Annotated in this window: 29 protein-coding genes; 20 read left to right on the top strand and 9 right to left on the bottom strand. The window is 63.1% G+C overall.

The window, feature by feature from the left end:
- The first annotated feature begins 74 nt into the window (after positions 1 to 74).
- Entirely contained in the window at positions 75 to 1,268 is a 1,194-nt protein-coding gene (locus tag NKI06_RS11300) for an OpgC family protein (RefSeq protein ID WP_023826083.1), read from the top strand.
- Here the strand turns inward: NKI06_RS11300 and NKI06_RS11295 are convergent.
- Positions 1,257 to 2,366, bottom strand: coding sequence for a LacI family DNA-binding transcriptional regulator (locus NKI06_RS11295; RefSeq protein ID WP_352985295.1), 1,110 nt, complete (start codon positions 2,364 to 2,366; stop codon positions 1,257 to 1,259). The genes NKI06_RS11300 and NKI06_RS11295 overlap by 12 nt on opposite strands.
- A 146-nt stretch (positions 2,367 to 2,512) precedes the next feature.
- Between NKI06_RS11295 and NKI06_RS11290 the strand changes: the two genes are divergently transcribed.
- Positions 2,513 to 2,656, top strand: coding sequence for a hypothetical protein (locus NKI06_RS11290; RefSeq protein ID WP_023673015.1), 144 nt, complete (start codon positions 2,513 to 2,515; stop codon positions 2,654 to 2,656).
- A gap of 61 nt (positions 2,657 to 2,717) precedes the next feature.
- Positions 2,718 to 2,861 (top strand): hypothetical protein, encoded by a 144-nt coding sequence (locus tag NKI06_RS11285; RefSeq protein WP_352985292.1) that lies wholly within the window; start codon positions 2,718 to 2,720, stop codon positions 2,859 to 2,861.
- A gap of 39 nt (positions 2,862 to 2,900) precedes the next feature.
- On the opposite strand, the gene NKI06_RS11280 is transcribed toward NKI06_RS11285, so the two are convergent.
- On the bottom strand, positions 2,901 to 3,275 hold the full coding sequence (locus tag NKI06_RS11280) for a DUF423 domain-containing protein (protein ID WP_352985290.1): 375 nt from the start codon (positions 3,273 to 3,275) through the stop codon (positions 2,901 to 2,903).
- A 43-nt stretch (positions 3,276 to 3,318) separates the two neighbouring features.
- On the bottom strand, positions 3,319 to 4,584 hold the full coding sequence (locus tag NKI06_RS11275) for a multidrug efflux MFS transporter (RefSeq protein ID WP_352985289.1): 1,266 nt from the start codon (positions 4,582 to 4,584) through the stop codon (positions 3,319 to 3,321).
- 150 nt (positions 4,585 to 4,734) lie between these two features.
- Here NKI06_RS11275 and NKI06_RS11270 point away from each other — a divergent pair, with 150 nt between their 5' ends.
- Complete coding sequence (locus tag NKI06_RS11270; RefSeq protein WP_352985287.1) at positions 4,735 to 5,400, top strand: GntR family transcriptional regulator; 666 nt, start codon at positions 4,735 to 4,737, stop codon at positions 5,398 to 5,400.
- Positions 5,401 to 5,482: 82 nt separating this feature from the next.
- Positions 5,483 to 5,743 carry a DUF982 domain-containing protein gene (locus NKI06_RS11265; RefSeq protein ID WP_023682408.1) on the top strand — a complete coding sequence of 87 codons (261 nt, stop codon included), beginning with the start codon at positions 5,483 to 5,485 and terminating at the stop codon, positions 5,741 to 5,743.
- A 72-nt stretch (positions 5,744 to 5,815) separates the two neighbouring features.
- Here NKI06_RS11265 and NKI06_RS11260 read toward each other — a convergent pair whose 3' ends face one another.
- Complete coding sequence (locus tag NKI06_RS11260; RefSeq protein WP_023673009.1) at positions 5,816 to 5,974, bottom strand: hypothetical protein; 159 nt, start codon at positions 5,972 to 5,974, stop codon at positions 5,816 to 5,818.
- A 178-nt stretch (positions 5,975 to 6,152) separates the two neighbouring features.
- Between NKI06_RS11260 and NKI06_RS11255 the strand changes: the two genes are divergently transcribed.
- Positions 6,153 to 7,124, top strand: a complete 972-nt coding sequence (locus NKI06_RS11255) for a glycosyl transferase family 90 (RefSeq protein ID WP_352985285.1) — start codon at positions 6,153 to 6,155, stop codon at positions 7,122 to 7,124.
- Between the two features lie 20 nt (positions 7,125 to 7,144).
- Here the strand turns inward: NKI06_RS11255 and NKI06_RS11250 are convergent, their stop codons facing one another.
- On the bottom strand, positions 7,145 to 8,188 hold the full coding sequence (locus NKI06_RS11250) for an aldo/keto reductase (protein ID WP_023730846.1): 1,044 nt from the start codon (positions 8,186 to 8,188) through the stop codon (positions 7,145 to 7,147).
- 244 nt (positions 8,189 to 8,432) lie between these two features.
- Between NKI06_RS11250 and ppk2 the strand changes: the two genes are divergently transcribed.
- The gene (gene ppk2 / locus NKI06_RS11245; protein ID WP_023689516.1) at positions 8,433 to 9,353 is read left to right on the top strand and encodes a polyphosphate kinase 2; all 921 of its coding nucleotides are present in this window, start codon (positions 8,433 to 8,435) and stop codon (positions 9,351 to 9,353) included.
- A gap of 185 nt (positions 9,354 to 9,538) precedes the next feature.
- Here ppk2 and NKI06_RS11240 read toward each other — a convergent pair whose 3' ends face one another.
- Positions 9,539 to 10,183 (bottom strand): dihydrofolate reductase family protein, encoded by a 645-nt coding sequence (locus NKI06_RS11240; protein WP_023682404.1) that lies wholly within the window; start codon positions 10,181 to 10,183, stop codon positions 9,539 to 9,541.
- A 108-nt stretch (positions 10,184 to 10,291) separates the two neighbouring features.
- Positions 10,292 to 10,987, bottom strand: a complete 696-nt coding sequence (locus tag NKI06_RS11235) for a winged helix-turn-helix transcriptional regulator (protein ID WP_023682403.1) — start codon at positions 10,985 to 10,987, stop codon at positions 10,292 to 10,294.
- A 176-nt stretch (positions 10,988 to 11,163) separates the two neighbouring features.
- On the opposite strand from NKI06_RS11235, the gene NKI06_RS11230 reads away from it, so the two are divergent.
- Complete coding sequence (locus NKI06_RS11230) at positions 11,164 to 11,490, top strand: DUF1330 domain-containing protein (protein WP_023673003.1); 327 nt, start codon at positions 11,164 to 11,166, stop codon at positions 11,488 to 11,490.
- Positions 11,491 to 11,630: 140 nt separating this feature from the next.
- The gene (locus NKI06_RS11225; RefSeq protein WP_023715392.1) at positions 11,631 to 12,395 is read left to right on the top strand and encodes an imm11 family protein; all 765 of its coding nucleotides are present in this window, start codon (positions 11,631 to 11,633) and stop codon (positions 12,393 to 12,395) included.
- A gap of 2 nt (positions 12,396 to 12,397) precedes the next feature.
- Here the strand turns inward: NKI06_RS11225 and hemB are convergent, their stop codons facing one another.
- Together hemB and NKI06_RS11215 are read right to left on the bottom strand one after the other, a co-directional pair.
- Complete coding sequence (hemB, locus tag NKI06_RS11220) at positions 12,398 to 13,450, bottom strand: porphobilinogen synthase (RefSeq protein ID WP_023682401.1); 1,053 nt, start codon at positions 13,448 to 13,450, stop codon at positions 12,398 to 12,400.
- Positions 13,451 to 13,538: 88 nt separating this feature from the next.
- Positions 13,539 to 14,039: a pyridoxamine 5'-phosphate oxidase family protein gene (locus NKI06_RS11215; protein ID WP_352812426.1), complete on the bottom strand. Its 501-nt coding sequence runs from the start codon at positions 14,037 to 14,039 to the stop codon at positions 13,539 to 13,541.
- A gap of 180 nt (positions 14,040 to 14,219) precedes the next feature.
- Here NKI06_RS11215 and NKI06_RS11210 point away from each other — a divergent pair, with 180 nt between their 5' ends.
- The 11 genes from NKI06_RS11210 to NKI06_RS30890 all read left to right on the top strand — a co-directional run bounded on the left by NKI06_RS11210 (position 14,220) and on the right by NKI06_RS30890 (position 24,553).
- Positions 14,220 to 15,257, top strand: a complete 1,038-nt coding sequence (locus tag NKI06_RS11210) for an enoyl-CoA hydratase/isomerase family protein (protein WP_023682399.1) — start codon at positions 14,220 to 14,222, stop codon at positions 15,255 to 15,257.
- Entirely contained in the window at positions 15,254 to 15,676 is a 423-nt protein-coding gene (locus NKI06_RS11205; protein WP_023682398.1) for a DUF6163 family protein, read from the top strand. The genes NKI06_RS11210 and NKI06_RS11205 overlap by 4 nt, the downstream gene beginning before the upstream one ends.
- A gap of 203 nt (positions 15,677 to 15,879) precedes the next feature.
- Complete coding sequence (ldtR, locus tag NKI06_RS11200) at positions 15,880 to 16,395, top strand: transcriptional regulator LdtR (RefSeq protein ID WP_023672997.1); 516 nt, start codon at positions 15,880 to 15,882, stop codon at positions 16,393 to 16,395.
- Between the two features lie 378 nt (positions 16,396 to 16,773).
- Complete coding sequence (locus tag NKI06_RS11195) at positions 16,774 to 18,027, top strand: L,D-transpeptidase family protein (RefSeq protein ID WP_023682396.1); 1,254 nt, start codon at positions 16,774 to 16,776, stop codon at positions 18,025 to 18,027.
- A gap of 183 nt (positions 18,028 to 18,210) precedes the next feature.
- Positions 18,211 to 19,857 (top strand): Na+/H+ antiporter, encoded by a 1,647-nt coding sequence (locus NKI06_RS11190; RefSeq protein ID WP_352675146.1) that lies wholly within the window; start codon positions 18,211 to 18,213, stop codon positions 19,855 to 19,857.
- 171 nt (positions 19,858 to 20,028) lie between these two features.
- A complete protein-coding gene (glyA, locus tag NKI06_RS11185) occupies positions 20,029 to 21,342 on the top strand; it encodes a serine hydroxymethyltransferase (protein ID WP_023730851.1) in 1,314 nt (437 codons plus the stop codon).
- A gap of 80 nt (positions 21,343 to 21,422) precedes the next feature.
- On the top strand, positions 21,423 to 22,007 hold the full coding sequence (locus NKI06_RS11180; protein WP_023669350.1) for an invasion associated locus B family protein: 585 nt from the start codon (positions 21,423 to 21,425) through the stop codon (positions 22,005 to 22,007).
- A gap of 138 nt (positions 22,008 to 22,145) precedes the next feature.
- Positions 22,146 to 22,640: a transcriptional regulator NrdR gene (gene nrdR / locus NKI06_RS11175; protein ID WP_023669351.1), complete on the top strand. Its 495-nt coding sequence runs from the start codon at positions 22,146 to 22,148 to the stop codon at positions 22,638 to 22,640.
- A 2-nt stretch (positions 22,641 to 22,642) separates the two neighbouring features.
- Complete coding sequence (gene ribD / locus NKI06_RS11170) at positions 22,643 to 23,773, top strand: bifunctional diaminohydroxyphosphoribosylaminopyrimidine deaminase/5-amino-6-(5-phosphoribosylamino)uracil reductase RibD (protein WP_352985280.1); 1,131 nt, start codon at positions 22,643 to 22,645, stop codon at positions 23,771 to 23,773.
- 1 nt (position 23,774) lies between these two features.
- Positions 23,775 to 24,392: a riboflavin synthase gene (locus NKI06_RS11165; protein ID WP_352985279.1), complete on the top strand. Its 618-nt coding sequence runs from the start codon at positions 23,775 to 23,777 to the stop codon at positions 24,390 to 24,392.
- Positions 24,392 to 24,553, top strand: a complete 162-nt coding sequence (locus NKI06_RS30890) for a hypothetical protein (protein WP_502900586.1) — start codon at positions 24,392 to 24,394, stop codon at positions 24,551 to 24,553. Before NKI06_RS11165 ends, NKI06_RS30890 begins: the two co-directional genes overlap by 1 nt.
- The last annotated feature ends 32 nt before the right edge of the window (positions 24,554 to 24,585 follow it).

Genomic DNA, 24,585 nt, shown 5'->3' with positions numbered 1-24,585 from the left:
GCGGTGTGCGCCGATGGTCGCATCCCGGCATGAACAACGCGAGCACCCTTGCTCTCCTTTGAGGCCTTTTGTCGATGACCCTGCCAGTTCCGCCCGATCGCGCCCCGCGTATCGCCGATCGCGACACGCGCATTGACGTGTTCCGTGCGCTCGCACTCCTGACCATCTATATCGACCACGTGCCGGGCACCGTCTTCGAAACGCTGACCTACAAGAATTTCGGATTCTCGGACGCGGCGGAAGCCTTCGTGCTGATTTCCGGCATGTCGGTCGCACTCGCCTATGGCAACAAGTTCCAGCCGGGCGGCCGGCTGCTGGCGATGTTGAAGATGTGGCGCCGGGCCGGCGTGCTTTACAGTGCCCACATCGTCACCACCATGGTTGTGATGGCGTTGTTCTGCGCCGCGGCGGTGTACGGCCGGCGGCCGGAACTGCTCAAGCTGATCAACATCGAGCCGCTGATGAAGAACACGCCGGAGGTCATGATCGGCATTGTCACGCTCGGCCACCAGCTTGGCTACAACAACATTTTGCCGGTCTATGCGGCGCTGCTGTTGATGGCGCCGCTTTTCCTGCTCTTCGTCAGCTACCGGCCGCTCCCGGCGCTGGTCTTTTCCGGCGCGCTGTGGCTTGCCGCCGGCCTCTGGCAGATCGCGCCGCCGAACTATCCCGAGCCCGGCTTCTGGTTCCTCAACCCGCTGTCCTGGCAATTCCTGTTCAACATCGGCCTTGCCGGCATGCTGCATGTCAGGCGCGGCGGCACAATTCCCGTCAATCGTTGGCTGGTGGGCGCCGCGGCGGCCTATGTCGCGGCAGCGGCGGTCTGGGTGCACAGCCCGCTCTGGGGCGAGATAACGTGGTTTAACCTGCCCGTGGTGATCGGCGGCTTCGACAAGACGTTCCTGTCGCTGCCGCGGCTCCTGCACATATTGGCGGTGAGCTATCTGATCGTCGCCCTGCCGGCTTTCTCGAACCTGTTCCGTCTCAGCCCGGATCATCCGCTAGCGCTGCTCGGCAAGCGCTCCTTGCCGGTGTTCCTCGCCGGCACGCTGATCGCCATGGCGGCGCAGGTGATGAAGCTGATCAATCCGGGCGGCTTTGCCTATGACGCCTTGCTGATTTCGGCCGGCATCGCCATGCAATTCGTGCTCGCCTTCTATCTTGAGTGGCTGTCCGGCATCGGCTCGAGCAAAAAGCCGGTTCGCAAAGAAGCGCCAGCCGTTCACCAGACCTTCGGCATGCCCGCGATGCCAAGGCTAAGCCGATGATCCCACATCAGCCGCCTGGCTAGCAGGCGAGGGGCCGGACGACCCCCGCACCACGAGATCGACCGGCAGCAATTGCCGGTGCTGCGAGCCGTCATTTTCGAGGATCGCCTTGACGGCCAGGCGTCCCATCTCGGCGATCGGCTGGGCGACGGTGGTTAGTGGCGGCTCGGAGTCGGCGCCTTCCGGCACGCCGTCGAAGCCGACGATGGACACATCGCCCGGCACGGCAATGTTACGCTCGCGCAGCCAGTCGAGCGCATGCAGCGCAATCTTGTCCGACATGGCCAGGATTGCCGTCGGCGTCTGCGGCAGCGCGAAAATATGCTCGAGGCCGGCCCGCACGCTCGCCTCGTCATTGAGGGTTTCGTAGATTGGCACTTGCGAGACGTCGATGCCGAAGCGGGAGAGCTCGCCGAAATAGCCACGCAGACGGTCGCGTGTGCCCGAGTAGAGGGATGTCGTCTCGACTTGCTCCTGCGTGACGGGACCAAAGCCAGCGTCGGCAGATTCCAGGGCGAGTACGGCAAAGCTGCGATGGCCGAACTCGGCCAGATGGCGCGCCGCCAGACCCGCGCCGGCGACGTTGTCGACGCCGATCGCAGCGACCGCCTCATTTTCCGAATCGAGATCAAGCGCCACGAAAGGCAGTTTGCGTTCGCGCGCCAGTTCGACCAGCCGCGACCCACCCTCGATGCAGAACACGATGAAGCCGTCGACCAGGGCGCTCTGGATGTTCCAGGCGAGCTGCTCGCTGTTGGCGGCCGAGACCAGCGAAATTCCGGCGCCGGTGGCGTCGCAGGCCTGCGAAATGCTGGCCATCATGACGCGGGCAAAGGGATCGTCGAAGAAATAGGACAATGGTTCTGCCGTTGCCACGCCGATGGCGTTGACCTTGCCGGCGCGCAGCAGCCGGCCCTTGGGATCCGGGCCGGCATAGCCCATCGCTTCCGCCGCCGCCTTGACCCGCTCGCGGACCTCTTCGCGCACGATTTCCGGGCGAGCGAACACGTTGGACGCGGTACCGTGCGAGACCCCGGCCGCCTTGGCGATGTCGGCAAGCCGCACTGGTCTCGTCTTGCCGGAGGTCAATGCCGTCATTTTCGTCTCCTGAACCGGAGCCTGTTTAGCACTTTCGTTGGATCGGTTCAAATTTTCCCTTGATCGGACGGCGGAGAGGGTCTATATTTGAATCGATCCAAGGGATTCATCAAGTACAACTTGGATCGATTCAAGAGGACGGTGCCATGCATCCCGTGAATTATCTGTTCGAAGACATCTACGGCAATGATTGGGGCATAGTCTCCGACGCCGCCACCCGCAGGCGCCGCGACAAGGTCGGGCCGTGGAGGCGTGACCTGCAATACCTTGTGAAACGCAAGCGCAGCTGATCGGCCAGACATTTTCGTGCCAGCTGATTGGATCGATTCAAGTTCTTGAAGAGGAACGACCATGCATCCCGTGAAGCATCTGTTCGAAGACATTTATCGCAATTACTGGGGTATCTCGCCTGCCACGGAGCAGCCGCAACGGCGGCGGCCGACCAAGCCTGCCAAGCGCAACCGCGACCTGCTGCCGCAAAACCGGCAGGATTAAGCCTCGTGTGATATCTGGTGGGGCAGGGTTCTTGGCTCGTCAGGACCGTTGCCGCACGAGCGCCGAGGCCGCGATCACCAGCCAGCCCGCGATGAGCAAGGTGCCGCCGATCGGCGCCGACATCGGGAACAGCCGCGATCCCACGAAATCCCATGCCAGCAGATCGCCGCAGAACAGAACAAGCCCGACGAGCAGCACCAGGCTGCCGATCCGCAAGATCCGGTTTGCGCCGGCGAGGCCGACGGCCAAAAACACCGGCGCATGCATGAGCAGGAAGGATGCGGCCGTGCCGACGAACGCGCCGCCGAGATGCGCTGAAGCCGCCGACAGCGCCACGCCCGCCGCGCCGGCAATGCCGCCGGCGAAAACGAGGATGCGCGCGCTGTTTGCTGGTGCTGACTCGGCGATGCTCATGTCTCGGGCTCCGTGATTGACGATAGGCGGCGCGACCTGTCTGTCAGGATTTTTCCGATATCGCCAGCATGTCGCGCGTGCGGCGCGCCTGGGCCAGCCAATTATACGCGGCACCGCCCGCCATCAGCACCGACGTGCCGAGAAACACCGCGCGCATGCCGAAATGGCCGCCGACGAAGCCGCCCAGCAGCGGCCCCGCGACCTGGCCGACATATTGCGCCGAGATTGCCAGGCCCAGCACATTGCCGCCGACCCCATCGGGAACATTGTGGCGGATGACGCTGGTGATGCAGGGCAACAGCCCGCCCAACACCAGACCCATAAGGAACCGCAGCCCGACCAACTGCCAGCTCTCGGTGACGAAGGCCTGCGGTATCAACAGCAGCGCCGAGACGGCCAGCGATGCGACGATGACGTTCCAGTGGCCGATGCGGTCGGCGAGCTTACCCAGCTGTGACGCCGACAGGATGGCGCCCAGCGCCGCCGCCGACATGACGACACCGGAGACCAGCGTCACCCGGCTTGCGTCCACGACCAGTTGCTGGACGTAGACGGTGATGATCGGCTCGATCGACATGTTGGCGAAGGTGAACAGCATGCCGGTTGCCAGCATCGCCACGACAGGGCGTTTGTCGGGGATCTGCGCCCAACCGCCCTTTGGTTTCTCCTTGGGTTGTGCCTGCATTGGCGGGCGAGGCATCTCCTTGATCAGGAACGTCGTCGCCAGCGCCGCCAGGAAAATGACGCCGCCCGCGATGAGGAAGGTGGCGCGAATACCGATCAATGGCGGCAGCGCGCCGCCAAGCAACGGGCCGACCAGGGAGCCTGCGGTGATGCCGGCCGACAGCACGCCGAGCGCCCAGCCGGAGCGCTTCTTCGGCGTCTGCATGGCGACAAGGATCGTCGAGCCTGAGGAATAACCGCCGGCAAAGCCGATCAGCAGGCGCAAAAGCACCAATTGCCAGACGGTCTGCACCATGCCGGTCAGCGACATGCAGATCGCCATGCCGAAACTGGCGCGCACCAGCATCACCTTGCGGCCATAACGGTCCCCCAGTCGTCCCCACAGCGGCGCGACAAGGGCGGCGGCAAGGAAGGTGGCGCCGAAAGCGATGCCCGACCATTGCACGATCGCCGCGTGGCCGACGGCGCCCAGTTGCTCGACATAGAGCGGCAGGAACGGCAACAACAGCGTCATCGCCACAAGCGTGCTGAACGATCCGGCAAAGCACACGAACAGGTTGCGCCGCCAATGAATGTTGTAGGTGGAAGGCGCTTCGGCGGCCTGCGCTGCACTGTCCTGCGGCATGTCCTGTCCTGTCCGCTTGCTGCGGATACCATTTTGGGATACCAATTTGGCACCCTCATGGACGCAAAGCCCGGCTGCTGTCAATCAGGCGCCCTCAATGTGATCGGCAAGACCAATAGGCAAGGCCGATCGCCAGCAATGGAAGCAACTATGTCGCAGATGCAGATCGTCGAAAAAGCGCTTCGCGAGATGATCCTTGGCCTCGAGGTCGGTCCTGGCGAGCGGCTGACGGAGCGCTGGATCGAGAGCCGCTTCGGCGCCTCGCGTACGCCGGTCAGGGCAGCCCTGCTGCGGCTGGAGACGGAAGGGCTTATCTGCCGCGACGGGCGCGGCTGGACCGTGTCGCCGATCAACCTTGCCGAACTGGAACAGATCGCTGTGTACCGCGAAGCGGTCGAGGTCGCGGCGGTCAGGCTGACTTCGGCGCTGGCCGACAGGAGCGCAGCCGATGTCATCGAGGCGATGCTGGATTCCTGCGACACTGCCACGCCGCGCGAGGAATGGCACCGCGTCGGCATGGATTTCCATATCGAACTGGCGCGGCTCTCCGGCAACGAGTTCCTGTTTCGGGCCGTGCGCGATGCCATGACGCGCCTGTCGCGGGCGCGCTGGCTGGAGGTGCGCGACGAGGCGGCCCTTGGCCGCGCCTGGAGCGAGCATCACGCCATTCTGGCGGCGGTGCGGGCCGGCGATGCCGATGCGGCGGCGGCGCGACTTTCGGCCCATATCGCCGGCAGCCGCGCCCGCCGGGTGACGTCGTTGCACAATGACCGGCGCAGCCTGCGCGCCAGGGGTTTTGCCGTCGTCGCCGCTTGATACCGGTCACGAAAACGAAAGAACGCCGTCGCGATCCGCTTTCGGCCTCGCTTCGCGGACGCCGATGGCGTAAGAGGCGGCCATGGAAAACAACCGATTTGAAACACCCGTGACCGTTAAGTCGGGCACGGAGGGAAGCACTCAGCTCTTACGTACGGTGCGCGAGGCTTCCGATTACCTGCTCAACAGCTGGCCCGGCAAGCGCAGCCCCAAGCACCGCGAAGCGCTGCAGGCCTGCCATGACGCGCTGGCCGGCGACAAGCCGGCGATGATTGCAAGACGCGCCTTCATCGCCGCCGCGCGCGAGGTCAACGTCTTCGTCAGCGACAAGGCCCCGGCCTGATCACATCGGCCTGATCAGACCGGCATTTTGCCAGGATCCGGCCCGTTTCGCGGGCCGGTGATCCTGTCTTGCCTATTTTTCTGTCTCGGTGTCGGTTTTGGAACTTGCCTCGTTCTCAGGCTCGGCGCGCTCCTTGGCCGCGACCTTGGCGGCGAGCTTCTCTGCCTTCTTGGCGGCCTTCTGCCGGTCGCGCTCTTTGCGTTCCTGACCGTAATTCGGTGGTCGAGCCATATCGTTTCCTTTCGCTGTGCCTGATCCTGCCTAGAAGCATTGGCCGGCAAACACAACAGCGCCGCGAGGGCAGATGCCAGCGGTTCTGGACTTGCGTGATGGCGAACACAATGGTTTAGAAAAGGCTGCGGGACAGTTGCTGGAGCCGCCGCCGACCGATTTCGAATCAAAACGACCGATGGCCACGCTTCAAAGAAACGCACAGAAGCTGATCTACTATGCGCGCAACGCCATGCGCGACATCGCGCCGCCGGTTCTTTTCCGGCGCCGGCTCGGCCGGCTGCTCGATCAGGCCAGGCTTTCCGACGCATCGGTCCGCCAGCGGCTCAATTACTACAACACGCTGCGGGAGCCTTTTAGCCCCAGCTCCGAGGCCGTGCCGGTCAGCCGGCTGCCGTCGGACCGCAGCATGTACTATTACGATCTGAAGGAGTTCACCCGTTATTTCGACCCAGATCTGCGCATCGACCTGGAATTCGGCGACGTCATCGAAGTGCCGAAGATGCCGTCGATCGTCAAGGATCGGCCGATAGCGGGCGACAACGGCAACGGCGTCCTGTTCAAGCTGAACAAGTTCCGTCATTTCTACATGCCGGCCGACGATGTCGCCTTCGCCGACAAGCATCCGCTCGTCGTTTGGCGCGGCGAACTCAACAATCCGATCCGCACCTTGTTGCTGGATGCAGCCCGCAATCTGCCGTTCTGCGATGTCGGCACGCCGAGGGCGACAGCACCTGCGGAATACCGCAAGCCCTATCTCAGCATCGATCAGCAGCGCCGCTACCGCTACATCATCTCGCTCGAAGGCAATGATGTCGCGACCAATCTGAAATGGATCATGAGCTCGAACTCGCTCTGCCTGATGCCGCCGCCGACTTACGAGACCTGGTTCGCCGAGGGGCAGCTCGAGCCCGATGTCCATTATGTGCCGCTGGCGCCCGACTTCAGCGATCTGGCCGAGCGGGTGCATCATCTCGAGCAGCATCCGGCCGAGGCCCAGCGCATCGTTGCGGCGGCCAACGCCTATTGCCGCAAATTCGCCGACGAGCGGGCCGAGCAGGCGATCTGCCTGCTCGTGCTCTACAAATATTTCGTGCTCAGCGGCCAGATCGAGCCCGATCCGCAGGTCTGGCGGTTTATCGCGGGCTAGCGGCTTCCGGCGCCCTTAAGTCAGATGACGCTGCGGTCCATAACCAGATCGGCCGGGCCGAAGCGGTCCTTCGCCGTAAACTGCTGGTGCCAGTAGGGATAGAGCACCGGAGGCCGGCTGACGGCATCGAGACGCTGGCGTTCATCAAAGGACAGCGTCAGGCTCGCCGCGGCGAGATTGTCTTTCAACTGGGCTTCGTTGCGCGCCCCGATCACCAGCGAGCTGACGGCCGGCCGGCCAAGCAGCCAGGCCAGCGCCACCTGGGCCGCCGAAACGCCGCGTGCCGCACCGATATCGACCAGCACGTCGACAATCCGCCACAGCCGATCCTCGTCGCGGATCGGGGGTTCCGACCAGCCGCCGATCTGGCGCGCCGTCGGACTGTCGCGGCGGTATTTTCCCGACAGCAGGCCGCCGGCGAGCGGGCTCCACACCAAAACGCCAAGGCCCTGGTCGACCGAGATCGGCAAGAGCTCATACTCGGCCTCGCGTGCTTCCAGCGTGTAGTGGATCTGCTGGGTGACGAAGCGCGGCTGGTGCTGGCTGTCGCTGATGCCGAGCGCCTTCATGACCTGCCAGCCGGAATAGTTGGAGCAGCCGACATAGCGGATCTTGCCCTGGGCAACCAGCGTGTCGAGCGCGGCGATGGTTTCCTCGAGCGGCGTCGCGCCGTCCCATTCGTGCAGGAAATAGATGTCGATGACATCGGTCCTGAGGCGCTTCAGGCTCTTCTCGCATTCGCGGATCAGATGATGGCGCGACAGGCCTTCGTCATTGGGGCCCTTGCCGATCCGCATGCGCGCTTTGGAGGCGATCAGCACGTCGTTCTTGCGCTTGCCGCCGAGCGCCTCGCCGATGATCTCTTCCGACAGACCGTTGGAATAGACATTGGCGGTGTCGATGAGATTGATGCCGGCATCGATGCAAGTGTCGATGATGCGCGAGGCCTCCGCGAGATCGGAATTGCCGACGGCAGCGAACGGCCCGCTGCCGCCGAAGGTCATGGTTCCCAAGGTCAGCGCCGAAACTTTCAAGCCGGAACGGCCAAGCGTGCGGTATTCCATGTCTGATCCTCGTAGTTTTGGTGGGGAGGCGGTTTTAGCAGGAAAGGGCGGGGAAGCCCGAACGGGTCCGCTATTTGTAGGACAATTTGAGCGGCTTGTCGCCATGCCAGGGCGCTGGATCGGCAATGCCTCGCTGCTTTGCAGTGAAGACCGGCTGGCCGGCGGCTTGCAATAAAACCGTCATTGCCGGCCTATATCAAGTCGGCTCAGGGTTTCATGTCAGCCGGCAAGCGGAGCAGTGGAAATGAATGAGCTAAAGCAGAATTCTGCGGCCAGGGATTGGCTGGAAGCCGAACTCGCCGACACGCTCGACGAGGACTATGAGCTGGAAATCTCGGAGCCGGCGCTGTCGTTGGAGATCGCCAAGATCTACAAGAACGCGCATCCGCCGTCGATCGATCGCATGCAGTATTTCCGCGACCTGATCGGCTTGCAGTCGGAACTGATCAAGCTGCAGTCCTGGGTTGCCTACCACAAGAAGAAGCTGGTGGTGGTTTTCGAGGGCCGTGATTCCGCCGGCAAGGGCGGCGTCATCAAGCGCATCACCCAGCGCCTCAACCCGCGCATCTGCCGCGTCGTGGCGCTGCCGGCGCCGACCGAGCGCGAAAAGTCACAATGGTATTTCCAGCGCTACGTGCCGCATCTGCCGGCCGGCGGCGAGATCGTGCTGTTCGACCGCTCCTGGTACAACCGCTCCGGCGTCGAGCGGGTGATGGGCTTTGCCGAACCCGATCAGGTCGAAGAGTTCTTCCGCGACGTGCCGGAGTTCGAGCGCATGCTGGTCCGCTCCGGCGTCACGCTGGTCAAATACTGGTTCTCGATCACCGACGAGGAACAGCAGATGCGCTTCATGATGCGCATCCACGACCCGATGAAGCAGTGGAAGCTGTCGCCGATGGACCTGCAGTCGCGCGTGCGCTGGGAGCAGTACACCAAGGCCAAGGAAGAGACGTTTGCCCGCACCAACATCCCAGAGGCACCGTGGTACATCGTCGAAGGCAACGACAAGAAGCGGGCGCGGCTGAACTGCATCGACCATCTCCTCAAACAGCTGCCCTATGAGGACGTGCCGCACGAAGAAATCACGCTGCCCGAGCGGGTGTTCAACCCGGAGTACGAGCGCCAGGTCCTGCCGCGCGAGCTTTACGTGCCGGAGAAGTATTGAGCACTTTTCCTTCTCCCCGTTTCACGGGGAGAAGGTGCCGGAAGGGCGGATGAGGGGCAGCTCCGGCGACGAATTCACAGCCGTCGGACGCTGCTAACCTCCAAAGCAGCGCTGCCCCTCATTGCCTGCCGGGCATTTCTCCCCGTAGAACGGGGAGAAAGAAGCCTGCGCCTATCACTTCGCCACTACACCCGCTTGATCGTCACATGCGTGGCGAGCGCTGTCGCCACCTGCTCGGTGCACTGGTAACCCAGCTTCAGCATATCCAGCCCGGCAAACAGGCTCTCGCCCCTCCCGAGCAACACTGGCGACACGGCCAGATGCAACTCGTCGATGAGCTTCTCTTGCAGATATTGCCGGATGGTGGAAACGCCGCCGCCGACGCGGACATCCTTGCCGCCGGCCGCGGCCTTTGCTTGTTCGAGCGCGGCGTGGATGCCGCCGGTGACGAAGTGGAAAACGGTGCCGCCTTCCATCGCAATGGGGTCGCGCTTGTGATGGGTCAGCACGAAGGTCGGCACATGATAGGGCGGGTTGTCGCCCCACCAGCCTTTCCAGCTCTCGTCCGGCCATTCGCCGCGGATTGGGCCGAACATGTTGCGGCCGAGGATCCAGGCGCCGACATTGTGGAAGCTGCCGATGGTGAACCGGTCGTCCACATCGGTGGTGCCGCCATCCTTGCCGACCATCTCGTGGAAGGTGCGGGTGCCGGTCATCCATTTGTGCAGATCTTCGCCACCAACGCCGAGCGGATTTTGCAGGTCCTGGTCAGGACCGGCGCCGAAACCGTCGAGCGACAAGGTGAAGGCATTGACGCGCAGTTTGGACAAGGAAGACTCCCTTTGGTGACCAGTTGCGATTTGCAATCAGTATCCAAACCGATTGCATATCGCAAGTAGTTTTTAGAGGCAAGCCGATCTGTGGAATGCGCAGGGACCTCAAGCCGCCACGCGCTTCGGCATCACCGCAAACGGGCTGAGCCCAAGCCAGATCTGCATCTTGCCGGCGACGTCGAGATCGCCGGTCAGGCTGATCTTGTCGCGTTCCTTATGAACTGTCGTCAGCCCCATCCAGATCGAGGTCATGGTGCACAGATCGGTCGAGACGTAGAGATCGACGTCGAAGCCCGGATCGTACCAGCAAAGATCGACCTCGCCCTGCTTTTCGACGATCAGCCACCACGATCGTTTTGACGCCGGCAGGTCATGGTACAGGAATTGTATCACGGTGCGCCCGTCCGGCAGCGGGCTGGGGTTCAGATTGCGCCGCATGTCCCACATCAGCAGCGACGGATCGAGGTTTTTGAGCGACAGCCTGGCCTCGACCCATTTCTGGCCCCAAAACCCCATCGCCTCGACAACCGGGCGCAAATCCCGGCCCGCCTCGGTCAGCCGGTATTCGAACACGCCCTTCTCGGTCGCGATCTCGGTCCGCTCGACGATGCCGCCGGCCTCGAGGTCCTTGAGCCGTTGCGACAGAAGGGTTGGCGACATTTTCGGCACGCCGCGGCGCAAATCGTTGAAGCGGGTCGATCCCGCCACCAGTTCGCGCAGCAGCACCATGGTCCAGCGTGTGCAGAGCAGCTCGGCGGCCATGGAGAGCGGGCAGAATTGCTTGTAACCGGCTTGTGTCATGTGGTGAGCTCCAAAAGATGTTGCCGGACCTTATTCAGAAAACCTGAGTTCAGCCAGTACAGAAGCTGTACTGGCACCCCCGGTACAGTTCTGTGACTGGAGCGGTCCGGCGCCGCCATGCGAGGCAGCGGTCACGTCACCGGGCAGTCCGGTGCCGATCGATGAGGAGTTGGACAATGACCGCTTACGTGATCGCAGACATCAAGGTGAAGGACGACAAATGGGTGCCGGCCTATGCCGCTTCGGTGCATGACCTCGTCCACAAGCATGGCGGCAAGTATCTCGCCCGCAGCGGCAATGTGAAGACGCTGGAGGGCAAGCCGCTCGACACCAGCCTGATCGCCATCATGGCGTTTCCGTCGGCAAAGGCAGCCGAAGCCTTCACCAACGATCCGCAATACGCTCCGTTTGTGGCGGAGCGCCGGAAGGGCAGCGACAGCCGCTTCCAACTGATCGACGATACCGATCTCGCTGGAACGATCCCTTATTTGCCGAAGGCGTGAGGAAAAGCCGGAACCCGGTGTATCAGGGTTCCGGCTAACCCTTCAGCATTTGCGCCACTTCGGGCGCGAAGCAGGTGGACGGGTACTCTCACGCGATTTAGTCTTGAACTCGAAAGTCGGTAAACTGAGCAGGCGCGCACGTGACCATTATTTCACTCATTGCAAAACTGTTTGCCAACCGGAACCGCCCGCAGAATAGGCCAGCTCAAGTCCCAGAGCGGGTTTTCCGCAAAGAGGCGAAATTCAAGAAACATGGAAAATTCTTCCAGATCGGACCGACATATCGCGGCGGGTCCCATTGTCTTCAGCTGGAAAACGCCCAAGCTTTGGTGCCGCCACCCCGCATACTGCTCGGGCCGACGGAGTTTGGGGGATACGGCTTTCCTGAGTACCCGGAGACGCCCAGGCTACGGCCTGAAGCGACAGCCTATTGCAGGCCACCAAAAGACTTAGAAGATTTTCATTGTTACTGGCTTGTATCCGAGCGCCTGAAGGAAGTTCTGCAGTCAGTCGACCCCGATGGGGTCGTGTTTAACGACTGCGACGTATTCTATTTGAGCGGAAAGCCGATCGAACCAAAGCACTACCTTTGCGACATCGTTCGCAAGATTGATGCCGTGGATCTCGAATCGTCGAAGTTTAGGCTTTTGATCGGCGAGAATGGAGGCGTCCACTACGACCGCGCCGGAGGCGCGTGCTTCTATTTCAAGGAGGAGATTGTTGGCGATGCGCATATCTTCAAACAGAAGAACATGGGCATCGTCATTTGCACCGCCAAATTGAGAGAAGCCTGTGTCGAAGCAGGCATCAAGAATCCCGACTTGTTCCAAGACATGTCGGTTTGCGGGCGTGGTCGGCTGGACTTCGAAACAAGAAATGTCAAAGAGAGTTATGTGCTGGAGTGAATTTATCCCTTCAGCATTTGCGCCACTTCCGGCGCGAAGTAAGTCAGGATGCCGTCGCAGCCGGCGCGCTTGAAGGCGAGCAGGCTCTCCAGCATTGCCTTTTCGCCGTCGATCCAGCCATTGGCGGCCGCCGCCTTGATCATCGAATATTCGCCTGACACCTGGTAGGCGAAGGTCGGCATCTGGAACTCGTCCTTCAGCCGGCGGATGATGTCGAGATAGGGCAGGCCGGGCTTGACCATCAGCATGTCGGCGCCCTCGGCGATATCCTGCTCGGCCTCGCGCACCGCTTCGTCGGAATTGGCGTGGTCGAGATAGTAGGTCTTCTTGTCGCCCTTGAGCAGGCCGGCGGTGCCGACCGCCTCGCGGTAGGGGCCGTAGAAGGCGGAGGCGAATTTCGTCGCATAGGACATGATCGCCACATCCGAAAAACCGTTGGCGTCGAGTGCGTCGCGGATGGCGCCGATGCGGCCGTCCATCATGTCGGACGGCGCGATGATGTCGGCGCCGGCCGCTGCCTGGATGACGGCCGCGGCGGTCACCTGTTCCACTGTCTCGTCATTGACGATGATGCCGTCGCGCAAGATGCCGTCATGGCCGTGCGAGGTGAACGGATCGAGCGCGGCATCGGTGATGATGCCGATCTCGGGCACTGCGTCCTTGATGGCGCGGGTGGCGCGGTTGATTATGTTTTCCGGGTCGAGGATGTGCGATCCCGTCTGGTCGCGCAGGCTGAGTTCAACATTGGGGAAGGTGGCGATCGCCGGAATGCCGAGCTTAGCGGCCCGCTCGGCCTCCTTGACGGCGAGGTCCAGCGACAGGCGGAAGACGCCGGGCATGGCGGCGATCGGCTCGCGCGTGTTCTTGCCGTCGATCACGAAGATCGGCCAGATCAGATCGTTCACCGTAAGCCGGTTTTCCTGCACCAGGCGGCGCGACCAGTCGGCCTTGCGCATGCGCCGCAAGCGGCGGCTGCCGGTGATCTCGTCGACGCTGCGTGCGCCGAGCTTTGCCGGCGGGAATTTGTTGCTCGTCGCGGGGGTGAATTTGTTCATCGCAAAAACTCCGGGTCGAGGCGGCTTTTACCACGAGGCCTTGCCGCTGACCAATGCGACACGATTGTGCCAGCCGATGACGCGGTGCTTACGGCTTTGGCGGCCACGCCAGTTCTGGGCCGGTTTTGAAGAACGACACATTGTTGGTGAAGGTGCTCTCCGGGGCGAGCCGGATCAGGCGCCCGTCCGGATGGCCGATGTCGGCGACATTGTCGATGAACCAGCGGTTCCAGGTCGCCTCCGGGCCGAGATATTTGTGCAGCAGCCGTTTGAAGCGGTTCGGCGCCATAGCTTCTATGGTGGCGACGCCGCGCAGGCCGAGATGCAGCAGGATGCCGGCCTCATTGTCGACGATCTCCACGGCGCAGCGCGGGTCACGTTCGAGGTGTTTGACAGCACTTGCGCCGGTCGAGCCGAGCAGCCAGATCGCAGCGTCCTCCCAGATGAACCACATCGGCGCGTTGCGCGGCGCACCGTCAGCGGTCACGGTCGCCAGATTGGCCATCAGCGGGCGGCTGAGAACATCATCCGGGTCGAACTTTTTCGGCATCTCCCAGCCATGGCTCGGCGCTGCGGTTTCAAGCGTCATGCGTTTGTCCCTGCATCAGAAGAAAGGCTGTTTTGCCCGGCAATTTTGCGCGCATTTCTGTCGGGGGCAAAGCACGGTCGCGTTCCCTTGCGAAAATCCAAACCGCGCCCGCCGGTTGACGCACCCATGCGCCACCTTTAGCACTTCAGTCCCGCAGGCGCGGGGAGGGATTCTCTGACGATGGTTTTTGGCGGCGGCGACAAGATCCGCTTCGAACGGTTGGGCAAGGCAGGCGTCGTCACGCTGACGCGGCCGCAGGCGCTCAATGCGCTGACACATCGCATGATCAAGGCGCTGGACAAGGCGCTCGACGCTTTTGAGCGCGACGTCGGCATCGATGTCGTCGTCGTCAAGGCCGAGGGCAGGGCGTTTTGCGCCGGCGGCGACATCATGCACGTCTACGAGGCCCGCGCCGGGAAGCCGCCGGTCGAGTTCTTCGCCGACGAATACCGGCTCAACGCCCGCATCAACAGTTACAAAAAGCCCTATGTCGCGCTGATCGACGGGATCGTTATGGGCGGCGGCGTCGGCATCTCTTTCCACGGTTCGCAGCGTGTGCTGACCGAGAACGCCCAGTTCGCCATGCCCGAAGTCGGCATCGGTTTCTTCCCCGATGTCGGCGGCAGCCATCTTCTGCCTGACCTTGGCGGCAGCTTCGGCATGTATCTGGCGCTGACCGGCAACCGCATTCGCTATGGCGATGCGCTGTGGTCTGGCCTGGCCACCCACACCATCAAGGCCGCCGACCAGGCTGCCTTTCTCGATCGGCTCTGCGCCAATGGCGATCCGGAATCGGTGCTGCGCGGCTTTTTCGTGCCGGCCAGGCGGGAGACCGGCCAGCCGGTGCTGGAAGCCATTGCCCGGCATTTTTCCCAACCCTCGCTCGCCGAAATCCTCGAGAGCCTGGAGCGCGCGGCAGGCGCCGACGAGTTTGCCGCCAAGACGCTGGCCACCATCCGCACCCGCTCGCCGACCAGCCTCAGTGTCGCGTGGCGCCAGATCAGCGCCGGGCTGACGCTGTCGATGGAAGCCTGCATGAAGATGGAGTTCCGCATCCTCAACCGCATGCTGGCCGGGCACGACTTCTATGAAGGCATCCGCGCCGTCCTCGTCGACAAGGGTTCGACGCCGCAGTGGCGGCCGGCAAGCCTGGCCGAGGTCGACGCTGCTTCGGTGGACGCCTATTTCGCGCCGCTCGAACGGGAACTCGAACTGTGAGCGAGGTCACGTCGCGGCGCATCGTGCTGCAGCCCTCGGGTGTCGAGATCATCTTCGCCTGGTTCCAGCGCGTCATAGCGGGCTATTGCCTGCTGTTCGGCATCCTGTACTGGATCCGGCTGATCGGCTTTTATCCCGGCCCGCTGTGGCGCTTCGACCTGATGCCGGTGCACTGGCAGGTCGTGGCGGTGATGCTGGCCGTGTTCTTCCCCTTCGCCGCCGCCGGCCTCTGGATGCTGGCGTCGTGGGGCCCGGTGATCTGGTTCATCTGCGCGGTGACCGAGACCATCATGTATGCCGGCTTCCCCGATCTGTACGGCCACCGGCCGCTGATCGTCTTCTCGCATGCCGCGGTGGCGCTGCTCTACATCGCCTTCCGCGTCGTTATCTGGATGCGCAAGCGCCCCGCGCGCGCCTGAAACGCCGCCCCGCAGCCATTGGGTAAATCTTTAGGTTAATTATCCTTGCTCGGGTGACCGTTCGTTAAGCGTCTTGCGAAACCTATTACCGGTAAGCTCTTGTTAGCCCTAGCGTTTAAGTCGAATTTTATGAGTATTCGATAGTGTCGCAATCAAGGTGAAAAACAAAAAATCACCAGGGCGACAAACGAGAGGCAAAGACAATGATCAATTCGCGTCCGGCGGCGAAGACCGCCAACGTATCCGACGATCGCCGCGAGGCTATCCGTTCGCTTTACATGGAATCGCTGCAACTGGTGGAGCGTCTGCATCGCCGTCTGCTTGACGTGATCAAGGACGAGTTCGACCGCAACGGCCGTTCCGACATCAATGCCATCCAGGCGCTGCTTCTGTTCAATATCGGCAATTCCGAACTGACCGCCGGCGAGCTGCGCTCGCGTGGCTACTATCTCGGCTCGAACGTCTCCTACAATCTGAAGAAGCTGGTCGATCTCGGCTTCATCAACCACCAGCGCTCGCGCATCGACCGCCGTTCGGTCCGCGTTTCGCTGACGCCGAAGGGCAATGAAGTGGCGGAAGTCGTCGCCGGTCTCTATGAGCGCCATGTCGGCTCGATCGAACAGGTCGGCGGCATCAACAGCGAAGAGTTCAAGCAGATGAACCGCGCGCTGCAGCGCCTCGACCGCTTCTGGAACGACACGATTGCTTACAGGATGTAATCAGCGGGCCATTGAATAGCAGCTGCGCCGGAAGAAGCGCGGCCGGAGGAAAGTCTCAGCCAACAGGCCGGTGCCGAAAAGCACCGGCCTTTTCTTTTCGAGCCGCCGGCGCTTCCAAATTCGGCGCAAAGCCACGTTGCCGCCATATTCGCGGTGGAAGCGAGGGGTGTGGGTATGCGGCGGCGAAAGCTGTTCGCGCGCCTGTAACGTCGCATCGCCGTCCGCTTTTTACGGCCAGGTGACGCAGGTCATGGTTGGCTAATTCTTAACAATGCCAACTTTAAAGTGCGGGCGATATCGCCCAAAATCGAGCACGTAGCCGAACGCTGCAACAGCCAAACGCTACAAGCCAACACGACAAGAATGTCTGGAACGTCCATGAGAACCAGCCGCCGCTTTTTCCTTTCCGGAGCTTCCGCGCTCGCCGTTGCCATGGTTGCCAATGCCGCCAGCGCGCAGGATGTGATCGACGATATCCTGAAGTCTTCGAACCGTGGCAATTGGGACGACCAGTTCGACGCCCGCGCCTCCGAAGGCGGCAAGGTCGCCTCGACGCTGCCGATCTTCAGCCTACAGACGGTCGCCTTCACCGAACAGGCTGTGGCGCAGTATCAGAACATCGTCGCCCAGGGCGGCTGGGGCGAGGTGCCGGCGACAAAGAAGCTGCAGCTTGGCGTCGACGATCCGGACGTGGTGCCGCTGCGCAAGCGGCTGATGGTTTCGGGCGATCTGGCGCAGAGCGCCGGCATTTCGACGTCGTTCGATTCCTACGTCGACGCCGCGGTCAAGCGCTTCCAGGCGCGCCATGGCCTGCCGGCCGACGGTGCCATGGGCAAGTACACTTATGCGGCGATGAACGTTTCGGCGCAGATCCGCCTCGGTCAGCTGCAGACCAATCTGGAGCGCCTGCGCGAAAAGGCCGGCACGCTGGGCAGCCGTTATGTGCTGGTCGATATCCCGGCGGCACAGATCGAGGCGGTCGAGAACGATCGCGTCGTGCTGCGCCACACCGCAATCGTCGGCAAGATCGACCGCCAGACCCCGGTGGTCAATTCCAAGATCAACGAGATCATCGTCAATCCTTACTGGAACGCGCCGGTCTCGATCGTGCGCAAGGACATCATTCCGCTGATGCGGAAGAACCCCGACTATCTCAAGGACAGCCATATCCGGCTGTTTGCGCCTGATGGCAGCGAAGTCGATCCGATGACTGTCGACTGGTCGACGGATGATGCCGCGAAATACCGCTTCCGCCAGGATCCGGGTTCCGGCAACGCCATGGCCTCGGTGAAGATCAACTTCCCCAGCCCCGACGGCGTCTACATGCACGATACGCCGCAGCAAAGCCTGTTCGGCAAGATGATGCGCTTCGATTCCTCGGGCTGCGTGCGTGTCCAGAACGTGCGCGACCTCGTCACATGGATCCTGCGCGACACACCCGGCTGGGACCGCCAGCATTTCGAGGCTACCATCAAGACCGGCGAGAACACGCCGGTGCAGGTCGTCAACCCGGTTCCGGTCCACTTCCTCTATGTGTCGGCCTGGTCGACGGGTCCGGGCGTCGTGCAGTTCCGCGACGACGTCTACGCGCTCGATGGCGCCAGCGAACTGCAGATCACCTCTTCGCTCTAGGTGCCTGAATTGTTTATGAAAAGGCCGCCGTGAGGCGGCCTTTTCCGTTCGACATCCCAACAGAAGAAGACTGGTGGCCGCCAGCCATGCAGGCCATGAACACTGCCGGACGTTGCGCCGCAGGCCCATCTGGACGGACTAACGGCAATTGCGCATGGTCCTCAAAACAGCCGGAATCGCGCCATGCAGGTCGCAATCTTCATCCTCGCCTTGCTGGTCTTCGTCGCTCTTTCCGGCGCACTGGTGCGGTTGGTTCGGGTGCCGCTGCCGGTGCTGCAGATTGCCATCGGCGCCGCGCTCGCATGGCCGGTGAAAGGCATCCATGTCGAGATCGACCCCGAACTCTTCCTGCTGGTGTTCATCCCGCCGCTTTTGTTCGGCGATGCCTATGGAGCGCCCAAACGCGAGCTGATCGCGCTGCGCGGACCGATCCTCGATCTGGCCATCGGGCTGGTCTTCTTTACCATTGTCGGCTTCGGTTATGCCTTGCACTGGTTGGTGCCGAGCATCCCGCTGGTCGTCGCCTTCGCGCTCGCTGCCGTGCTGTCCCCGACCGACGCCGTGGCGGTGTCCTCGATCGTCGACAGAAGCCTGGTGCCGGCGCGGCTGATGCATATTCTGGAAGGCGAGGCGCTGCTCAACGACGCCTCGGGCCTGGTCATGTTCCGCTTCGCCGTCGCCGCCGCCGTGACCGGCAGCTTTTCCTTCGCCGATGCATCGCTGAGCTTCGTTTATGCCGTCGCCATCGGCATCCTGGCCGGCATCGCCGCGTTGTTCATCGCCGCCAGGCTCCTGCAGCTTCTGAATCGCATCGGCGGCGTTCCGGCCGAGGCGCAGGTTCTGGTCATGGTCCTGCTGCCCTTCATTGCCTATCTCGTCGCCGAACATCTGCATGCCTCAGGCATTCTGGCGGCGGTCACCGCCGGGCTTTTGACCGGCGGCTCCGGCGTCTTCCGCTTCCTCGGCGTCTCGGCGCGCATGCAGACGATCTCGCTGTGGACGACCTTGTCCTTCGTCTACAATGGCGCGCTGTTCATCGTGCTCGGCATGCAGCTTCCCGAAATCATTCGCCGCGTGCCGCCCGAACTGACTGGCCATTACCCGATCATCCAGCCGGTCGCGACGGTGATTGCGCTGACGCTGTGCCTGATCGCGCTGCGCTTCCTCTGGATCTGGGTCGGCGACATCGCGGCAGGCCTCAAGGCAAAATGGGGAAAGCGCAAGGCCGAGCCGTTCGGGATGCGTGTGCGGCTTGCCGGCTCGGTGGCGGGCGTGCGCGGCGCGATCACGCTGGCCGGCATCCTGTCGCTCCCGCTCGCCATGCCGGACGGCTCGCCTTTTCCCGCGCGCGACCTGGTGATCTTCCTCGCCGCCGGCGTCATCATCTGTTCGCTCGCCATCGCCAGCGTGGCGCTGCCGAAGATAGCGCGCGGGCTGGTCGAGCCGGGCGAGGATGGCAGCGCCATCGAGGAGCGTCTCGCCCGCATCGGCGCCGCCAAGGCGGCCATCGCCCGCGTCGAAAGCATGGCGGGCGCCAGCGACGACGACCAGGGCGAGGTGCCCGGCGCCAGGCTTGCCGCCGCCGAAAACATCGTCGCCGGCTACCGGCGCCGGATCGCCACCTCGGACGAGGCCGACGACGCCCGGGCAGAGGCCCGCGAAGCCGGGCGGCTGGAGCTCGAAATGCGGCTTGCCGGCATCGAGGCCGAGCGCATCGCCGTGCGCGACATGTTAAGCAGCGGCGCGATCAACGACCATACGGCGCGGGCGCTGTTTACCGAGATCACGCTCACCGAAGCCTTGCTGCAGGGGCGGCAGGAGCGAAAATAGCGGTACAGGGCCGCTCTGGCGCAATCCGGCCAGCAAATTTCGCGCTGCAAACGTGGCGAGGCGAAAACAACTGTGTTAATGGCGCGGCAATGCATGTCGCCCGGAACCGTGCAGCGGTTTCGGGGCAACGATATGCATAGATAAATGCCCCGAACCGAAGGATTTCAGGCCATGGCAACTGCAGCGGCAGCGTCGAACAAATTCGAATCCTTCTTCGAAACCACGCTGGAAGATGCCGATCCGGAGATCTTCGGCTCCATCCGCAACGAGCTTGGCCGCCAGCGCCACGAGATCGAGCTGATCGCCTCGGAAAACATCGTTTCGCGCGCCGTGCTCGAGGCGCAGGGCTCGATCATGACCAACAAATACGCCGAGGGTTACCCGGGCAAGCGCTATTATGGCGGCTGCCAGTTCGTCGACGTCGCCGAGGAACTCGCCATCGAGCGCGCCAAAAAGCTGTTCGGCTGCAACTTCGCCAATGTCCAGCCGAATTCCGGCAGCCAGATGAACCAGGCGGTCTTCCTGGCGCTGCTGCAGCCCGGCGACACCTTCATGGGCCTCGACCTGAATTCCGGCGGCCACCTGACGCACGGCTCGCCCGTCAATATGAGCGGCAAGTGGTTCAAAGTCGTTTCCTACGGCGTGCGCAAGGACGACCATCTGCTCGACATGGACGCGATCGAAAAGACCGCACATGAGACCAAGCCAAAGCTGATCCTGGCCGGCGGCACCGCCTATTCGCGCATCTGGGACTGGAAGCGTTTTCGCGAGATCGCGGATGCGGTCGGCGCCTATCTGATGGTCGACATGGCCCATATCGCCGGCCTGGTTGCCGGCGGCGTGCATCCGTCACCGCTGCCGCACGCCCATGTCGTGACCACGACCACGCACAAATCGTTGCGAGGCCCGCGCGGCGGCATGATCCTGTGCAATGACGAGGACATCGCCAAGAAGATGAATTCGGCGGTTTTCCCCGGCCTGCAGGGCGGGCCGCTGATGCATGTCATCGCCGCCAAGGCTGTCGCCTTCGGCGAGGCGCTGAAGCCGAGCTTCAAGCTCTATGCCGAGAGCGTCGTCGCCAACGCCAAGGCGCTGGCGTCGAGCCTCAAGGAAACCGGCCTCGACATCGTGTCCGGCGGCACCGACAACCATCTGATGCTGGTCGATCTCAGGCCCAAGAACGCCACCGGCAAGCGCGCCGAGGCAGCGCTCGGCCGCGCCAACATCACCTGCAACAAGAACGGCATCCCGTTCGATCCGGAAAAGCCTTTCGTCACCTCTGGCGTGCGTCTGGGCACGCCGGCCGGCACCACGCGCGGCTTCGGCCAGGCCGAGTTCCGCGAGATCGGCAAGCTGATCGCCGAAGTGCTGGACGGGCTGAAGGTCGCCAATTCCGACGAAGGCAATGCGGCGGTCGAGGCGGCGGTGAAGGCAAAGGTCGTGGCGCTGACCGATCGTTTCCCGCTCTATCCCTATCTCGGTTGACCACCAGCGGCGCATCGTCTTTTATCCCGCGCTCTGCGCCGCTTGCTGTTCGGGCGGCGCGGCCTGTTGGAGATCTGACGATGCGCGTGTTCCGTCCTGCCGTTCTGGCCTTCATCGGCTCGCTTGCCGCTGTCGCCGTGTCGGGCGCGATCGCCCAGGAGCAGCCGCAGCCGGGCACGGATATCCCCGCCACAAACACCTTTGGCAGGTGGACCACCATCATCGATGCGCTCGACACCGGCCAGGATTCCCACAAGACCTGCGCTGCCTCCACGGCCTTTGTCGATGGCGGCGGCAATGCCGGCACGCTGACGCTTTCGATCTCGACTGGCGACGCCCTGCCGCCCGATGCCTATCCGGCGATCATGTTCACCGTCGCCAACAAGGAGCTGCCGACCGGCAAGAAGATCGCCGCGACCTTCGGTGACCCCGGCGTCAAGGTTTCCGCGACTGTCTATTCCAATGATGCCGGCCGCCCGAGCTGGACCGTCGACAACCAGGCCAAGACCAGTCTCGCTTTGTTGCGGGCCATGCGCCAGGTCATCTCGCTCGACGTGACGTTCGGCAAGCAAGCCGTCGCCAGCATCCCTATGGACGGCTTCACCAAGGCCTACCGCAACCTCGGAACGTCCTGCGGCTTCCCGACCAAGGACGTCGCCCCCTGACATATCTGGCGCGGCTGGCAATTTTCCTCCCGCCTCGCTATCTCTGAGGGCGCCAGCGGCCGTTGCCGAACCTTTGCCGTCCCGGCAAAAACCTCTAAGCCTATCGTTCCGCCAGAATCGCCAACCTGAAGGCTCTCCATGCGCTGTCCCTATTGCCAGTCCGAAGATACGCAGGTGAAGGATTCGCGCCCCGCCGAGGATGGCGCGGCGATCCGCCGGCGGCGCGTCTGTCCCGATTGCGGTGGCCGTTTCACCACTTTCGAGCGCGTCCAGTTGCGCGACCTCGTGGTGGTGAAGAAGTCCGGCAGAAAGGTGCCGTTCGACCGCGACAAGCTCTTGCGTTCGGTGGAGATCGCGGTGCGCAAGCGCAATGTCGATCCCGAGCGCATCGACCGCGCCGTCACCGGCATCGTGCGTCAGCTCGAAAGCTCCGGCGAGACTGAAATCGCCTCGGGCGAGGTCGGCCGGCTCGTCATGGAAGCGCTGAAGTCGCTCGACGACGTCGCCTATGTCCGCTTCGCCTCGGTCTATCGCAATTTCCGTGAGGCCAAGGATTTTCACGATGTGCTGGGTGAGCTCAAAGGTGACGAACTCAAAGGCGACGAGCTGAAGAGCGAAGAGGACGCCGGCTGAGCATGGCAAGCCAAACGTCAGGGAAGGCCGATCAGCAGGCCCTCGATCGCCGCTTCATGGCCGCAGCGCTGAGGCTCTCGCGCAGAAATGCCGGCCGCACCTCGACCAACCCTTCGGTCGGCACCATCATCGTTCGCGACGATGGCGCCGGGCCGATGATCGTCGGCACCGGCGTCACCGCCGTCGGCGGCCGGCCGCCTGCCGCGCCCGCGGCGTTGGCTGACGCCAGCGAGTTGGCGCGCGGCGCCACGGCCTATGTCACGCTGGAGCCCTGCGCCCACCATGGCCGCACCCCGCCTTGCGCCAACGCGCTGGTCAATGCCGGAGTGGCGCGGGTCGTCGGCGCCGCCAGCGATCCCGATCCGCGCGTCTCCGGCAAAGGCTATGCCATCCTGCGCGCCGCCGGCATCGAAGTGGTCGAAAAGGTGCTGGCCGAGGAAGCCGCCGAGCAGATGGCCGGCTATTTGATTCGGTCCCTGAAAAAGCGCCCGGAAGTGATTCTGAAGCTTGCGCTTTCCAGCGACGGCAAGATCGGCAGGCACGGCGCCGGCCAGGTCGCGATCACCGGCGATATCGCCCGCCGCGAAGTCTATCTGATGCGCGCCGAAGCCGATGGCATACTGGTCGGCATCGGCACGGCGCTGGAGGATGATCCGGCGCTCACCGTGCGGCTGCCGGGGCTGGAGAACCGCTCGCCGGCGCGCATCGTGCTCGACCGCCAGATCAGGCTGCCGGAAGCCTCGAAGCTGGTCTCCGGCACCGACCGAGTGCCGCTCTATGTCGCCGCGAGCCTGGGGGCCGATCCGCTGCGGCGGTCGGTGCTGGAGCGTGCCGGCGTGCGCTTCATCGGCACCGAAACCCATGAAGGCGGCGTGGCCTTGCCGGAACTGCTCGAGGATCTCGGCGCGCTCGGCATGGCCAGCGTTCTGGTCGAAGGCGGCGCCAAGGTAGCCAGCGCCTTCCTCGCCGAAGGACTGGTCGACCGCATCGTGCTGTTCCAGGGACCGGAAGCGATCGGCGAGGGCGGCATTGCATCGCCCATCGACGCCAACCATATCCCGGCAGGCTTCCGCAAATTGCGCGAGATGCGCTTCGCGGAAGACAGCTATGCCGAATGGGTGAGAGATATCTGAAATGTTCACTGGAATTGTCACCGATATCGGCACCGTCGCGGCCGTCAAGCCGCTGAGCGAAGGCGTCGGCCTGCGCATCGACACCGCGTATGATCCCGCGACCATCGCTATTGGCGCCTCGATCTCCTGCGGCGGCGTCTGCCTGACGGTGACGGCGCTGCCAGATGGCGGGTCCAACGCACGCTGGTTCGAGGTCGAAGCCTGGGAAGAGGCCCTCAGGCTGACCACGGCGTCGGGCTGGAAATCAGGCACCAAGGTCAATCTTGAGCGAGCACTGAAGATCGGCGACGAACTTGGCGGGCATATCGTGTCGGGCCATGTCGACGGCATGGCCGAAATCATCGAGCGCAAGGATGAAGGCGATGCCGTTCGCTTCACGCTGGAGGCGCCGCGCGAACTGGCAAAATTCATTGCCCCAAAAGGCTCGGTCGCACTTGATGGCACCTCGCTTACCGTCAACAAGGTCGAGGGCACCCGTTTCGACGTGCTTCTGATCCATCATTCGCTGACCGTGACCACTTGGGGCGAGCGCAAGGTCGGCGACAAGGTCAACCTGGAGATCGACACGATCGCCCGCTACGCCGCGCGCCTAGTCGAGGCGGCGAAAGAGGGGCTTTGATGGCCGCAAGACTCACAATCGAACAGAAAAAGCGGCTTACGCGCGAAGCAATGGCCGATGTAGACGCGGGTCGTTTAGTGGATCACGAAGCTGTTCTCGTCTGGGCTGAAAGCCTCTGCAGCGAGTGCCCGCTACCGACGCCCAGCCCAAAGACGCGCTAGGCTACGCTTCGCCTCCAGCAATCTTCCGCTTG

This window comes from Mesorhizobium sp. M0772, assembly GCF_040320135.1.
Lineage (GTDB): Bacteria > Pseudomonadota > Alphaproteobacteria > Rhizobiales > Rhizobiaceae > Mesorhizobium.
This window is presented reverse-complemented; position numbering and strand designations above follow the sequence as displayed.